General features: G+C 66.1%; 14 protein-coding genes. 5 read left to right on the top strand and 9 right to left on the bottom strand.

Annotated elements, in window-relative coordinates; all coding sequences use genetic code 11:
• Positions 1–13: 13 nt before the first annotated feature.
• Genes WKH79_RS09110 through WKH79_RS09125 form a run of 4 tightly spaced genes read right to left on the bottom strand, consistent with a single transcriptional unit; the run spans position 14 to position 3104 of the window.
• Complete coding sequence (locus tag WKH79_RS09110) at positions 14–676, bottom strand: HAD family phosphatase (protein WP_341858681.1); 663 nt, start codon at positions 674–676, stop codon at positions 14–16.
• 2 nt (positions 677–678) lie between these two features.
• Entirely contained in the window at positions 679–1242 is a 564-nt protein-coding gene (locus WKH79_RS09115) for a Smr/MutS family protein (RefSeq protein ID WP_341858682.1), read from the bottom strand.
• On the bottom strand, positions 1239–2426 hold the full coding sequence (locus tag WKH79_RS09120; protein WP_063506854.1) for a murein transglycosylase A: 1188 nt from the start codon (positions 2424–2426) through the stop codon (positions 1239–1241). Before WKH79_RS09120 ends, WKH79_RS09115 begins: the two co-directional genes overlap by 4 nt.
• A 24-nt stretch (positions 2427–2450) precedes the next feature.
• Entirely contained in the window at positions 2451–3104 is a 654-nt protein-coding gene (locus WKH79_RS09125) for a Tim44/TimA family putative adaptor protein (RefSeq protein ID WP_341858683.1), read from the bottom strand.
• A gap of 255 nt (positions 3105–3359) precedes the next feature.
• On the opposite strand from WKH79_RS09125, the gene secB reads away from it, so the two are divergent.
• The 4 genes from secB (at position 3360) to WKH79_RS09145 (ending at position 7412) form a co-directional block, all read left to right on the top strand.
• Complete coding sequence (gene secB, locus WKH79_RS09130) at positions 3360–3893, top strand: protein-export chaperone SecB (protein WP_050599471.1); 534 nt, start codon at positions 3360–3362, stop codon at positions 3891–3893.
• A gap of 30 nt (positions 3894–3923) precedes the next feature.
• On the top strand, positions 3924–5489 hold the full coding sequence (murJ, locus tag WKH79_RS09135) for a murein biosynthesis integral membrane protein MurJ (protein WP_050599472.1): 1566 nt from the start codon (positions 3924–3926) through the stop codon (positions 5487–5489).
• A gap of 59 nt (positions 5490–5548) precedes the next feature.
• The gene (trpS, locus tag WKH79_RS09140; RefSeq protein ID WP_341860108.1) at positions 5549–6562 is read left to right on the top strand and encodes a tryptophan--tRNA ligase; all 1014 of its coding nucleotides are present in this window, start codon (positions 5549–5551) and stop codon (positions 6560–6562) included.
• Positions 6563–6725: 163 nt separating this feature from the next.
• A complete protein-coding gene (locus tag WKH79_RS09145; protein WP_341858684.1) occupies positions 6726–7412 on the top strand; it encodes a DUF4136 domain-containing protein in 687 nt (228 codons plus the stop codon).
• Between the two features lie 69 nt (positions 7413–7481).
• Here the strand turns inward: WKH79_RS09145 and dut are convergent, their stop codons facing one another.
• Complete coding sequence (dut, locus tag WKH79_RS09150) at positions 7482–7943, bottom strand: dUTP diphosphatase (protein ID WP_341860109.1); 462 nt, start codon at positions 7941–7943, stop codon at positions 7482–7484.
• Entirely contained in the window at positions 7936–9642 is a 1707-nt protein-coding gene (locus WKH79_RS09155; protein WP_341858685.1) for a phosphopantothenoylcysteine decarboxylase, read from the bottom strand. The genes dut and WKH79_RS09155 overlap by 8 nt, the downstream gene beginning before the upstream one ends.
• A gap of 185 nt (positions 9643–9827) precedes the next feature.
• On the opposite strand from WKH79_RS09155, the gene WKH79_RS09160 reads away from it, so the two are divergent.
• Positions 9828–10220, top strand: a complete 393-nt coding sequence (locus WKH79_RS09160; RefSeq protein WP_341858686.1) for a hypothetical protein — start codon at positions 9828–9830, stop codon at positions 10218–10220.
• Here WKH79_RS09160 and WKH79_RS09165 read toward each other — a convergent pair.
• The 3 genes from WKH79_RS09165 to ubiB are packed head-to-tail and all read right to left on the bottom strand — an operon-like array spanning position 10174 to position 13926.
• Positions 10174–11214: a hypothetical protein gene (locus WKH79_RS09165; protein ID WP_341858687.1), complete on the bottom strand. Its 1041-nt coding sequence runs from the start codon at positions 11212–11214 to the stop codon at positions 10174–10176. The genes WKH79_RS09160 and WKH79_RS09165 overlap by 47 nt on opposite strands.
• Before the next feature lie 53 nt (positions 11215–11267).
• Entirely contained in the window at positions 11268–12398 is a 1131-nt protein-coding gene (locus WKH79_RS09170; protein WP_341858688.1) for a hypothetical protein, read from the bottom strand.
• Positions 12346–13926 carry a 2-polyprenylphenol 6-hydroxylase gene (gene ubiB, locus WKH79_RS09175; RefSeq protein WP_341858689.1) on the bottom strand — a complete coding sequence of 527 codons (1581 nt, stop codon included), beginning with the start codon at positions 13924–13926 and terminating at the stop codon, positions 12346–12348. The genes WKH79_RS09170 and ubiB overlap by 53 nt, the downstream gene beginning before the upstream one ends.

The raw sequence follows: 13926 nt of genomic DNA on the forward strand, positions 1-13926 counted from the left end.
GCGGCGGCTGTGCCTAGTCGAGCTGGACGAACCGTTCCGGCACCAGCCGGGGCAAGCTGCCGAAATCGCCGACTGCCGCGTGCGCACCTGCGGCCAGCAAACGATCGCCATAGGCGGGCATCAGATGGCTGGCGCCCGTAAAGCCGATCACGTCCATGCCCGCGGCGACGGCTGCCTTGACCCCGTTCACGCTGTCTTCGATCACCAGACATTCCGCCGGGTCGACGCGCATCGCGCGGGCGGCGTAAAGGAAGATATCGGGCGCCGGCTTGCCTGCGGCGACAACATCTGCGCTGAAGACATTGCCGGCAAAGTATGGCGCGAGGCCGGTGGCATCCAGCTTGAACTCGAGCTCGGCCTGCGCACTGCTCGATGCGACACAGCATGGTCCGTGTAAACGGCGCAGTGCCGCGGCAGCACCGGGTACTGCGCGCAACTCGCGCGCGCTGCGCCTGCGAAGCTCGGCCTTGACTTCGCGGTCGTAGTCATCGGGAAACGGTGCGCCGAGGTCTGCCTCGAGCGCGGCATGCATCGCGCGGTCGGTTACCCCGAGAAAGCGTTCGGTCAGTTCGGCATGCGAGATGTCCAGCCCCAGCTTCCGCAACTGGGTCACGTGCACGTCGGTCAGCAGTACTTCGCTGTCTACCAAAACCCCGTCGCAGTCGAAGATGACCACCGCTAGCGTTCGCGCTTGAGCACGATGTAGAGCGCGCCGTCGCCGCCGTGGCGCTGATGCGCGCGGCGTACGGCGGCAATCGCCGGATGGTGGCTCGAGGCGGCCAGCCAGTCGAGCACCTTGGCGCGAATGGCACCGCGCTGTGTGCCGCGGTCGGCCGCTGCCACCGGGCGCGGCTTGCCGGTCACCAGCAATATGCTGCGCGCGCCGATGGCGCGGGCCTGCGCTACGCCGCTCATCAAACGGTCATAGGCACCGTCGAGCGTGTGGCCGTGCAGGTCGATCGTCACTTCGGGCTGCAACTGACCGCCCTTGAGCCGCCGGTCCCAATGCGAATCGAGCCCGCGATCGGGCGCTGCGATGTTCGGCGGCGGGGGCGCGGGGACCGGGCGGGGCCTTGCGGGGGACACCTGTTTCTTCGCCTGCTTTTTCGGCGGGGCCGGCGCCTTGGCCTCATGCGCGGGTTGCGGCTGGACGGGGCGCAGCGGATGCAGGGGTTCGACTGTCGCGGCGAGCTTTTCCCACGCAGCGGCTTCTTCGTCGGACAGTCCGCGCGGGGAGCTCACCGCCGCGTTTCGAGACGGTCGAGCGTACCCACCGGCAGCAGGACGAGAGCCGATCCGCTGGCGCTCATGCTGCCGGCGATTTCGCGGGCATCGCCGCCATTGCCCCAGAAGGTGTCGAAGCGATTGGTGCCCTTGATCGCCCCGCCTGTGTCCTGCGCGATCCAGAGCCCGTCGGCCTCGTCGCGTTCCATGTCGAGAAAGACCGGCGCGCCATAGGGGACGAAATTGGGATCGACCGCCACCGATGCTTCGCGCCGGACGGGCACCCCGAGCGACCCGAGCGGGCCGTCACTGTTCAGTTCGCGGAAGAAAATCCAGCTCTTGTTGAGGCGCATGATATCGCGCCCCTGCGCGGGATTGTCGCGGATGAACGCCATGATGCCCTGCATCGAAGTGGCGTAATCGGTGCCTTCGCCGATCAGTCCGCGTTCGCGCATCACGCGGCCGATGCCGACATATTCGCGGCCGTTCTGCCCGGCATAGCCGATCCGCATCAGCGAGCCGTCGGGCAGGCGCAGCAGACCCGAACCCTGGATCTGCAGGAAGAACAGCTCGACCGGATCGGCAGCCCAGGCGATCTCGAGCCCGCGCCCTTCGAGCGCGCCGAGTTCGATCGCAGTGCGATCGTGGAACTGGACGAAGCGCCCGCTGGCGTCATACCGGCCCAGCGGCGGGCGCCCGCTCCGCTCGCTTGCAGGCATATCGTCGGGCCATGCGCGCACCAGTTCGGGAGGCATGGCATAGACGGGCACGTCATATCCCGGCGCGCGCGTCCGGCTGCCGCGGATCTCGGGCTCGTAATAGCCGGTGGCGAAGGCTGCCCCATCGCCCACGCGGGCGGTTTCGAAATAGCTGGCGAAGAACCGGCGCGCGTCCGAGACCGGCCAGGTGGCGGCGGCCTCGCAGGCGGGGCGCCAGTCATCGGCAAAGGTCAGACCGCTCTGGTCCTCGCGGCGCAGGATAGCGGGACAGGATTCGAGAAACGAGACGAGCGCGGTACCCGCATCATCGGCGCCGATGCCCAGTTCGGTTACCTTAAGGCCGCGAGAAACGGGTGCGAAGGCGGCGCTGGAGACGGTGCCGGGCGGCATGGCGACCGGTGTTTGCGGGCGCATGTCGGGCACGACGCGGACGCAGGCAGACAGCGCCAGCGTGACCGCGATTACCAGCAGGTAGCGCATCATCCCTCCCCCGGATCGAGCGGCGCGTCAGCCTTCGTCGGTTTCGTCGAGAACCCAGTTGGGATCGGCGGCATCGACATTGCGGCGGAAGGTCCAGACGTCGCGGCTTTCGATCGCGTCGTCGAGCGAACCGGCCACGACATTGCCTTCCGCGCTACGGGTCACTGCGGCGATATCGGCCACGAAGAGCACGGCAATGCGGGCGATGCGGCCATCGAGATCGGCCGAACACACGGTCGCGTCCTCGATCCTGATCAGCCGGTTGTCGAGCGTTTCGCCCGCTTCTTCGCGCGCGTCGATGGCCTGCGCAAAGCTTTCGTAGACGTCGCCATCGGTCAGTTCGCGCAGCGTATCCTTGTCGCCTTTCCAGAAGGCCTCCAGAATCATCGCGTAAGCGCCCTTGGCACCTTCGAGGAAACCCAGCAGGTCGAAGCCCGGCGAGGCCGCGGCGATGGCGCGCACGCCTGCCTCGCTGGCCGGAGCCGCATTGTCGCCCCCGCGCAGCACCACCGGCTGGCGGGCGGGACGCGGTGCATTCTCGGCCTGCGCAGGCGTATCCGCGCGCTCGAACCGATGCGGCACCACCTCTTCTTCATGCTCCGACCGACGGCCGAGCACCGAATAGAGCCGCAACCCCAGAAAGGCGGCGATCATGGCGAGGATGACGATCTCGGTGATCACGTGATTAACCTGCTTCCCAACTTCATTCGCGAAGGCAACGCGCCTCCGGCAGTCCAACATCTGTCCTGCCCTAGATAGGAAGGAAATACAAACCGACAATGGTCCTGCGGCCCCGGCGCCGCGCCGCGTACCGCCGGGCCGGGTCGCGGATTGCTAGACTCGTCCGACAGTGCTAGGCGCGCGCACCGAAGGCCCGCTGCGCCCGGAAATGGCGCGCGCGGGCGGCATTATCGGATAAATGGAAAGCGAATGCACATGGCCGACGAAGGCGACGTTCTCACCGACCTGAACAATCCCGCAGCGGGCGCCAACGGGGCCGACAACCAGCCCAGCGCGGGCGTGATCTCGCAATATATCAAGGACCTTTCGGTCGAGAACCCCAGCGCGCCGCAATGCTACCAGTGGAACGAGCAGCCGCAGCTCGACGTGCAGGTCAACATCGCCGCCGACAAGATCGCCGAAGACGTTCACGAAGTGACGCTGAAGGTTACCTGCAGCGCCAAGACCAGCCAGGGCACGCTCTATCTGATCGATCTGGACTATTGCGGGCTGATGGGCATGCGCAATCTGCCCGACGAGCAGGCGCACGCTTTCCTGTTCGCCGAAGCCCCGCGAATTCTGTTCCCCTTCGCGCGCCGCGTCATTGCCGATGCCAGCCGCGATGCGGGCTTCCCACCGCTGATGCTCGATCCGATGGATTTCGGCGCGCTCTACCAGCAGCAGCTGGCTGCGCGCGCGCAGGAACAGCAGCAGGGCGCCGCGGCGACCCCGCCCGCCGGCGAAGCCTGAGCCGCTGATTCGCCCGGGAGGCTCTGACAGGTGAGCCTGCTCAAGAACGTCGGGACCATCGGCGGGCTGACCGCGGTCAGCCGCGTCTTCGGCTTCGTGCGCGACATCCTGGTGGCGCGTGTGCTCGGCGCAACGCCGATGGGCGACGCGTGGCAGCTGGCCTTCATGCTGCCCAACATCTTCCGCCGCCTGTTCGCCGAAGGCGCCTTTGCCAGCGCCTTCGTGCCGCTTTTCAACCGGCGGATGGTCGAAGGGCAGAGCGAGGCCCAGCGCTTCGCCGAAAGCGTATTGTCGCTGCTGCTTCCGATCCTGATCGTATTTGGCGGGCTGGCGATGGTGGCGATGCCGTGGGTGGTCGCCTATTTCGCACCCGACGGCCTCGAAAGCGATCCCGAAGCCTTGCCGATCGCGGTGATGATGGCACGGATTACCTTCCCCTACCTCCTGTTCATGAGCCTTGCGACGCTGGTCGCCGCCGTGCTCAACTCGCTGTCGCGCTTCGCTGCCGCGGCGGCGGCACCGGTGCTGCTCAACCTCTGCCTGATCGCAGCGCTGCTATACGGCGCATCGCTGGGCGAAGGGGTGATGGCGCGCCGCGAAAGTGCGTTCTGGCAATCGGTCGCGCTCAGCGCCTCGGGCCTGCTGCAACTGGTGTGGCTGGCGTTCTGGATGCACCGCGCGGGCTTTCGGATCCGCCTGCTGCTGCCGCGGGTCTCGCCCGGGGTAAAGGAACTGGGCGTGCTGATCGTCCCTGCGGTGTTCGGTGCGGGCATCTACCAGATCAGCCGCTTCGTCGACCTGTTCTTCCTCTCCACGCTGGAGGTCGGCAGCTACACCTATCTCGCAATGGCTGACCGCTGGAACCAGTTGCCGCTGGGGATCATCGGGATCGCGCTGGGCACCGCCATCCTCCCCGCCCTTTCGCGCTACCTCTCGCGCGAGGAGAACGACGAGGCGCAGCGGCTGCAATCGAACGCGATCGAGCTGGCGATGCTGCTGACCGTGCCCGCGGCTGCGGCATTGTTCGTATCGGGCAGCGCCTTCACCCGCGTGTTCTTCGCTGGCGGCGCGTTCAGCGTCGAAGATGCCCTGATTACCGGCACGGTGGTCAGCGGGCTGGTGATCGGCCTGCCCGCCTATGTGCTGATCAAGGTGCTGACGCCCAATTTCTTTGCCCGGAAAGACACGCGCACCCCGGTGTTCACCGCCGCGGCGTCGCTGGTGGTCACGGTGGGGCTGAATATCCTGTTGGTCCCGCGCCTGGGCGTGCTGGCGCTGGCCGTGGCCGGGTCGATCGGCGCGTGGTGCAATGTCATGCTGCTTTACGCGATCCTGGTCAGGCGCGGGTATTTCCGCCTGCCGTCACGCATCGCGGGGCGGATCGTGCGGATCTTCATCGCCGCGCTGGCGATGGCGCTGGCGCTATGGGCGCTGATGGGTCCGCTGGACCCGTGGTTCGACGGCACGATACTCCAGCGTGCGGGCGGGATCGCCGCGGTGACATTGACGGGCACTGCGGTCTACGGCATCGCGGCGATCCTCCTCGGGGTGCTCGACCGGGCGACGATCGCCCGGCTGCTGCGCCGCCAGACCTGAACCCGACGGGCCGATCCTGGCCGGCCCGAACCTGATTGAGAGAATTCATGCGTCCTGACATGCGGGTAGTTTCCGGCATCCAGCCCACCGGCCATCTCCACCTCGGCAATTACCTCGGGGCGATCCGCAACTGGGTGCGCATGCAGGACGATATGCAGGACGGCGAGCAATGCCTGTTCTTCCTCGCCGACCTGCATGCCATTTCGATGCCGCACGATCCGGCCGAACTGCACCGCGGCACGCTGGAAATGGCCGCGGCCGTGGTCGCCTGCGGGATCGATCCGCACCGGAGCATCCTGTTCAACCAGGCGCAGGTCCCCGCGCATGCGGAAATGCAGTGGCTGCTCAATGGAACCGCACGAATGGGCTGGCTCAACCGCATGACGCAGTGGAAGGACAAGGCGGGCAAGAACCGCGAAGGCCAATCGGTCGCGCTGTTCGCCTATCCGGTGCTGCAGGCCGCCGATGTACTGCTCTACCAGACAACGCATGTTCCCGTCGGCGAAGACCAGAAACAGCATCTCGAACTGGCACGCGACATCGCGCAGAAGTTTAACAACGATTTCGCTGGTGAGGATACGCCGGTCTTCACCCTGCCCGAAGCGATCACACCGCCGCAGGCCGCCCGGATCATGAGCCTGCGCGACGGGTCCAAGAAGATGAGCAAGTCCGACCCGTCCGAGATGAGCCGGATCGAACTGGCCGACGATGCCGATACGGTGATGAAGAAGGTCAAAAAGGCCAAGACCGATCCCGAACCGCTGCCGAGCGAGGCAGGCGGGCTGGTCGGCCGAGCGGAAGCGCTGAACCTCGTCACGATCTATGCTGCGGTTGCCGACACCACGGTCGAGGCCGTGCTGGGCGAATACGGCGGCGAGGGCTTCGGCAAGTTCAAGCCCGCGCTGGGCGAACTGCTGGTCGAAACGCTGCGACCGATCTCCACCCGGTTCAACGAGCTGCTCGACGACCGCGAGGCGCTCGATGCGATACTGGCGCGCGGCGCCAGCGAGGCCCGCGAACTGGCGCGCCCCACGCTCGACGCGACATATTCGGCGCTGGGGCTGGTGCGTTAAGCGCGCGGTCATCGCATCAAATGTGAATCCGGACATTCAATCCGGGTTAATCGCCATTCGTCCATAGCCATGCGCAGCTAATGGCAGTGTGCCTCGGGCAAGCGGTGGGCTGCGCACGATCGCGTTTCCGTGTAAGAAACGCCAACAGTACAAAGGACTGAGCATGACCAACCTGTACCAGGGTTGGGGGCGCAAACTCAAGCTCGCCTCCGTTCCCGTCATCCTTGCAGGCCTCGCCGCCTGTGCCACCCCGTTCAAGGCGGATGTCTCGCGTTTCCAGACGCAGTTACCCGCCCCGCAGGGGGAAACCTATTTCGTCGTGGCCGATGACCCGGCGCTCGCCGGCGGGCTAGAGTTCGCGCAATATGCCGATCTCGTCGAAGCGCAGATGTCGAGCCTCGGCTATGCCCAGGCGGCATCGCCCGAAGACGCTTCGCTGCTCGTCCGTTTCGACTACGAGGTCGACAAGGGCCGCGAACGCGTGCGGTCGACCGGCTTCAGCGACCCTTTCTATTCGCCGTGGTACGGCTACCGTGCGCGGACCGGCTATTACCGCCCGCGCTATGTCGGCAGCCGCTGGGGCTATGGCTATTACGACCCGTGGTTCGGCGGGCAGGAAGTCCGCAGCTACACCGTCTACACCAGCGAGATCGACATGAAGATCGACCGCGCCGCGACGGGCGAACGCTTGTTCGAAGGCCAGGCGCAGGCGATTTCGACCTCGAACCGGCTGCAGTATCTGGTGCCCAACCTCGTCGAAGCGATGTTTACCGATTTCCCCGGCAATTCGGGCGAAACGCTGCGTATCTCGATCGCGCCCGAAAAAACCACCGTGCGCAAGATCGACTGATCCGCGCGGGCGAAAATTCAGCCAAGCGAAGGGCGGTCCGCGAGCGGGCCGCCTTTTTCCTACCGGCGCTCAGCCCAGTTTCGCGTGGCCGCCTGTCGAGCCGAAGCCGCCTTCACCGCGAACGGTCGCATCGAGCTGGCCCACTTCGTGCCACGCGGCCTGCGTGACCGGGGCCAGCACCAGCTGTGCGATCCGGTCACCCCGGGCGATCGCGAAATCTTCCGTCCCGTGGTTGATCATGATGACCTTGATCTCGCCGCGGTAATCGCTGTCGATCGTTCCCGGCGTATTGGGCACGGTTATCCCGTGCTTGAGCGCGAGCCCCGATCGCGGGCGGACCTGGATTTCGAAACCCTGCGGAATTGCGACCGCGAGACCGGTAGCCACAGCATGCCGCTGTCCCGGGGCCAGCGTCAGGTCTTCGGCGGCAAGCACGTCCATCCCCGCCGCGCCATCGGTGGCATAGACGGGTAGCGCCAGTCCTCCGCCATGCGGCAGCCGCTTGACCTGCACGCCCACCGGATCAGTCATCGGCGTCATCCCCCGGCACCAGCGCTTCCGCGGCACGCAGCACCAGTTCGCGCGCTACGTCTTCCTTGGCCATCTCGGGCAGGCTCTCGACCCCGCGCGCGGTGACGATATGGACCTGGTTGAGGTCGCCCCCCATCACGCTTTCGCCGATATCGCCTGCGACATTGTTGGCCACGATCCAGTCGGCGCCTTTTCGCTTGCGCTTGGACTTGGCGTTTTCGACCACGTTCTCGGTTTCGGCGGCGAAGCCGATCAGCAAGGTCGGGCGCTTGCGACCCGCCGCCGTGCTGGCAAGAATATCGGGGTTTTCCGCGAGGATCAGCGCGGGCGGCGCCGAGCCGCGTTTCTTCATCTTCTCGCCCGCGACATGCCGGCTCTTCCAGTCCGCAACCGCGGCGACCATGAAGGCGATATCCGCCGGCAATGCGCGGCGCACTTCCTCGGCCATGTCTTCGGCGGTCTCGACGTCGATACGGTCGACACCGACCGGGGTGGGCAGGTGCACAGGTCCGGCGATCAGAGTAACGCGGGCCCCCGCCGCTGCGGCCATCGCGGCGATGGCAAAGCCCTGCTTCCCGCTTGACCGGTTGGCAATATAGCGCACCGGATCGATCGGTTCGCGCGTCGGCCCCGCGGTGATGAGCACATGCTTGCCATAGAGCGGCCGGTGTTCGGGATCGGGATCGAACGCCGCCTGTCCCGCCAGCGGCGAAGCGTCGAAGGCTGCGGCCTGTGTCTGGAAGGCGCCGGCCATGGCCTGCGGCATCGCGTGGCCATCGTCGCCGTAAGCCAACGCCCCGGGATCGGTCGGCGGGGCTGCCGAAGCCTTGCCCTTGGTCGCCAGGATCGGTCCTGCGGCGGGATCGGGTTCGGACGGTTCGGGTAGTTCCGCGCCCTCGAAGCCGGCTTCATCGCCCGCTTCGGGCAGCTCTTCCAGTTCGGCCTCGATTTCCTCGTGGGTGCGGGCTTCCGTCGTCCGCGGAATAATCATCGACAGCAAGCCGCCCAGCCCGCCGCCGCTGGGGGTATCGTCTTCTTCCTCCCCGTCATCCTCGAACATGGGCTCCGAAGGTTCGAGCGTCTCGCCGAGCGGCACGCTTTGCGCGGGGGCGGCAAGCTGCGCAGGCACCGGAGCGCCGAGTTCGGGCAAATCGAGGTCGAGATCGAGCTCCTGCGCTATCCGCGCGAGGATGGACGGCGGTTCGGGCATCCGCCCGGCGCCAAATTCGCCGCAGGCCATCGCGCCCTCGTCGGGATCCATCACTGCGACACCCGCCTGGCGCAACCAGTCGGCGTTGCGCTGGGTCGCCGAATGCTCCCACATGCGCACGTTCATGGCCGGCACGGTCAGCACCGGCTTGTCGGTCGCCAGGATCAGCGTAGTGGCAAGGTCGTCGGCGATCCCGGCGGCCATTTTGGCCAAGAGGTCGGCGGTTGCCGGACACACCACCACCAAGTCGGCTTCGCGGCTCAGCTGGATATGCCCCATCTCGACCTCGTCCTTGAGATCGAACAGCGAGGTATAGACCTTGTTCTCGCTCAGCGCGGCAAGCGCCATGGGCGTGACGAATTGCTGGCCGCCCTTCGTCAGCACGCAGGTCACTTCGCCGCCGGCCTTGCGGATCAGGCGCACGAGTTCGCACGACTTATAGGCCGCTATGCCGCCGCCAATGACGAGGAGAATCTTCGGGCCGCTCACGCCGGGACTGCGCCTTGCAGCGGTGGCTCCGGACGCGCCGGTACGGATCGGCAAATGCATAGCCAGTGTGTCATCGCCGCGCTTGCTAGCGCCCCCCGTTTGGTATTGCCAGCGTGTAGCACTGGCGTTTTACGCGATACTCCCTAACCTTGTATGGTGAAAGAAAAGGAAACGGGGAGGTTTCGATGCATGTGATTCTGAGCGCGATTTTGTTGGCCCTTGCGATACTCGACCTGGTGCTGGGTACCAGCTTCCTCGTCGATCCCGCCAGCGCGGCGAGCGACTTCGGCCTGACGATCGCGTCGACCCACGGCGAATCGACATTGCGGGGCGACATGACCGCCTTCTTCTATGTCACCGCGCTGTCGCTGGGGTGGGGCGCATGGAAACGACGGGGCGAGGTGTTGCTGCCGGCGCTCGGCCTGTTCGGCATCGCCTTCATCGGACGCTTCATCAATGTCGTGGCGCAGGGGCCCTATGATGGGTGGATGGTGCCGATGGCGGTGGAAGGGTTCCACTGCATCGTGATCATCATTGCGATACGCGCGTGGGGCTCCGGGCAACCCGCGACTGCCTAACCGCGCCTGCAAGGTCGACCAGAGCGCGGGGAACCAGCGCGAGACCAACGCCGTAAGCAGGGACGAACAGCCCCATCCAGTAGAAGTTATCCTGCCGCGCGAACAGCGCTACGGCAGTGATGAAGCTTGCGAACCACAGCGCCGCGAACATGCCCAGCCGGCCACCCGCCCCGAGCCAGCCGAGCAAGGCAAGCACTCCGAGCGTCCCTGCAAGCCAGCTCGGCAATGTCTGCAGTAAGGTGGTCACATGAATGCCGTATAGCGGCAGCGCGGGTCCCAACAGGCCGCTCCATCCTATCGAGACGAGATCGCCCGGCGCGCGAACCGCACCCACCATCGCAGCGTGCACGGTGAAGCCGACCAGCAAAGCAAGCAGCGCACCCGCAATTGCCAGCGCCTTGCCTCGCTCGCCCGCAAGGCAGGCAACCACACCCCAGGCCCCCAGAAACGGCAGTGCGAGTTCGCGCAGCGCGATCGCACAGGTCGCCATGAGCAAACCTGCAAGCCAGCCGGGGCCCGCCGACAGCGCAAGCGCGAGCGACAGCATCATCCCGGCAAGCAGTTCGTGGCTGAAGGCAATGTCGGGGATAAAGCCGACCATGCCAAACGCTGCAGCCAGAGCTGCTGCTGCCAATGCGGTCGAACGGCCGCTTCTACGCAATGCACCGTACCAGGCGAGGATATTGGCTGCCCATAACAGGACAGCGATGATCCGCCAGCCATCCGCGCCCCACAGGGCGGTGGTCCATGCCAGGACGGGCGTGCGCATCGTCACGAATGGTGCGGTCGGCATGCCAAAAACGCGGTGCTCAGTCGCCGCGGCGGTGTAATAGCTTTCGCCTGCGGCAACCCGGCCGTTAATTGCACGGTAGAGATCCATATCGAGACGCTCGCCGCGTTCGAGACGCTCCGCGATGTCGCCCGTATGAGCCGCATCCCGCATCTCGAGCGCAAACCCGTTCCACACGCAGGCAAGCAGGGTGATGACAGCCAACAACACTGCCATCTTCCGGGACAGCACAGCGAGCGGGTGCGCGGGAAGTCTCATCAGCGCCCCCGCGCCGCTCGAAGCAGGGACGCCCCTGCCATCGGAAGAAAGGCAAGACCGACAAAAATGGCTGGCGCGACCACCGCGCCCCAGTAGAAATTGTTGGTGCGTCCGGCGAGCATGAAGGCAATCCCGTACCCGAGATAAAGCAGGGTGCCGGTGGTGCCTGCCGCGGATTTCCACCCTGCCCAGCCCAGCAATGCCAGGAGTACGATCGGCCCGGCGATACCATGCGGTAGGAACCGGAGGTTCGAGCTCAGAACCACGTTGCCGAGCCATCCAGCAAGTCCGCGCAGGGCCAGCCAGCCCGGGCCTTGCGGATCGCTCGCCAGTATCTGCGGCGACAGCAGCGCCAGATGCGCGCCTATTCCCACGAGAAACAGGAGGACGAGCCCGGCCCAGGCGGCTGCCTCCGTCCAGTCGCGCCGCCATGCCGCCATCGCTGCGAGCAGCAGCACAAAGGGCAGGACATGTTCGCGAATGGCGAGCGCCAACGCGGTCACCGCCAGTGCCCAGCCCCAACGGCCCGGCCGATGCAGGCCGAACGCGAGCGCGATCAGCATCCCCGCCCATAATTCGTGCAAGACGAAAAACCATCGGTTGAGACCGAGCGTTGCGCTTGCCGCCAGCAGCGCGATGGCGACGAGCCGGTGACGCTCACCACCCGGCTCATCCCCCAAGCGGTGCCACCAGGCAGCAAGAGTGGCAGCAAGCAAGGCCGCCGCCAGTACGGCCATCCACGACTCGCCGAGTATGGCATGGAGATAAGCAAGTGTTGGCAGACGGACAGTAATCCCCGGGCGAACCGGATAATCGCGTGCGCGCTGCTCTTCGACAATGAAGTCGTAATAGGATTCGCCGCCTGCGATCCGCTCGATCACGCGATCATAGAAGGCCAGATCGTCGTCACGCGTGGGCTGGATGAGGGCGGTATGCGTATCGCGCGCCACCGGCGGTACGGTGTGTCCGCGGTCGAGCGGCGTCAGCGCAGCAAGCAGCAGCAGTGCCGCGACCAGAGCGAGGAGCGCCCGAGCCGGCCAGCGAGCCCAGCGAGCGAAACGGTCCCAGCGCGGCGCATCACCCGCGCCGGTGCCGGTCAGACGATCCACCCCTGCATTGTCGCTGCCCATGCGGCGAGCCCCCTGCCACTGCCGCGAAGGCATAGCCCAGCATACCGCGACCGCGCGCCTTGCGGCGGCGCCTTTCCCACATCAATTCGACCTTGGGCAGCGGCGGCGCTTCGGGGGCGCCACCCTTGGGGGGAAAGCGTTCCTCTATACGGCGGACAAGTTCGGGAATCCGCAGCAGCGTTCCGGTGTCTTCGCGGATGCGATCGGCGAGCGCGGCCTCGGGACCGAGTTCATCGCGGATCCAGCTGCGCACGTAGGGCGCACTGACATCCCACATGTTGATTGCGGGATCGAGCTGCGTTGCGATGCCTTCGACCATCACCATGGTTTTCTGCAGCAGCAGCAGGTGCGGCTGCGTCTGCATGTCGAAATCGCGGGTAATCGCGAACAGCCCATCGAGCATCTGTCCGACCGACAGCTCGCTGACCGGTTTGCCACGCATCGGTTCGCCCACCGCCCGCAGCGCTGTCGCGAACTCGTCGACATCGTGATAGCTGGGCACGTATTGCGCTTCGAAATGGATTTCGGCGACGCGTTTGTAATTGCCCGTCGTCAGCCCGTAGAGGATTTCCGCCAGCCACATACGCGCGCGGCGATCGATCCGCCCCATGATGCCGAAGTCGATCGCCGCGATCGTGCCGTCGGCTTTCACGAACAGGTTGCCCTGGTGCATGTCGGCGTGGAAAAAGCCCGCCGCGATCGCCTGCTTGAGGAAAGCGAGCACCAGCCGGCTGGCCAGTTCCGCCGTGTCGTGCCCTGCTGCGCGGATCGCCTCGGTGTTGCTGATCTTGATTCCGTCGATCCAGTCGACCGTCATCACGCGGCCGTTGGTCCGGTCCCAGTCGATCCCGGGGATTTCATAGCCGGCCGTGCCGACCATGTGCTGGGCCAGTTCGGAGGCACTTGCCGCCTCGCGCCGCAAGTCGAGCTCGCGATTGGTCCAGCGCTTGAAATTGGCGATGATCAGACGGGGCCGCAACCGCGCGGCCTCGCCGCCGAAGCTCTCGAGATGCGCCGCTGCCCACTCATAGGTACTGATGTCGCGGGCGAACTGTTCGCGCACGCCGGGACGCAGCACCTTGACCGCGACCTGCCGGCCTTCGGTGGTAACCGCGCGGTGGACCTGCGCGATCGACGCCGCGCCGATCGGCGCCGGGTCGAATTCGGCCCACAGCGCCTCGATCGGTTGCTCGAAACTGGCTTCGATGCTGGCCCGGATCTCGGCGAAATCCACCGGCGGCAGGTTGTCCTGCAGCATGAGCAGATTGCGGGCTGCCTCTTCTCCGACCAGATCGGGGCGGGTGGCGAGTGTCTGGCCCAGCTTGATCGCGGCGGGGCCGATGTCACGGAACGCTCCGGCGTAGTCGGGGGTGTCGGGTTGCCGGGTGCCGAAACGCGCAATGCGTGCCAGCCGCTTGATCGGTGCGGGCGTGTTGGGATCGCTTTCGATCCCCCGCAGCGCTCCGTGGCGCGCCAGCGTGCGCCCCCATTTGAGCAGGCGCCAGATATGCGTCGAGGGCCGTGCCAC

Source organism: Qipengyuania sp. GPGPB31, from assembly GCF_038396345.1.
In the GTDB taxonomy this organism is placed as follows: Bacteria; Pseudomonadota; Alphaproteobacteria; order Sphingomonadales; family Sphingomonadaceae; genus Qipengyuania; species Qipengyuania citrea.

Coding starts and splice junctions, on each gene's coding strand:
- WKH79_RS09120 (WP_063506854.1), bottom strand. CDS start 2,426: ATGATGCGCTACCTGCTGGTAATCGCGGTCACGCTGGCGCTGTCTGCC.
- secB (WP_050599471.1), top strand. CDS start 3,360: ATGGCCGACGAAGGCGACGTTCTCACCGACCTGAACAATCCCGCAGCG.
- trpS (WP_341860108.1), top strand. CDS start 5,549: ATGCGGGTAGTTTCCGGCATCCAGCCCACCGGCCATCTCCACCTCGGC.
- WKH79_RS09145 (WP_341858684.1), top strand. CDS start 6,726: ATGACCAACCTGTACCAGGGTTGGGGGCGCAAACTCAAGCTCGCCTCC.
- dut (WP_341860109.1), bottom strand. CDS start 7,943: ATGACTGATCCGGTGGGCGTGCAGGTCAAGCGGCTGCCGCATGGCGGA.
- WKH79_RS09160 (WP_341858686.1), top strand. CDS start 9,828: ATGCATGTGATTCTGAGCGCGATTTTGTTGGCCCTTGCGATACTCGAC.
- WKH79_RS09170 (WP_341858688.1), bottom strand. CDS start 12,398: ATGGGCAGCGACAATGCAGGGGTGGATCGTCTGACCGGCACCGGCGCG.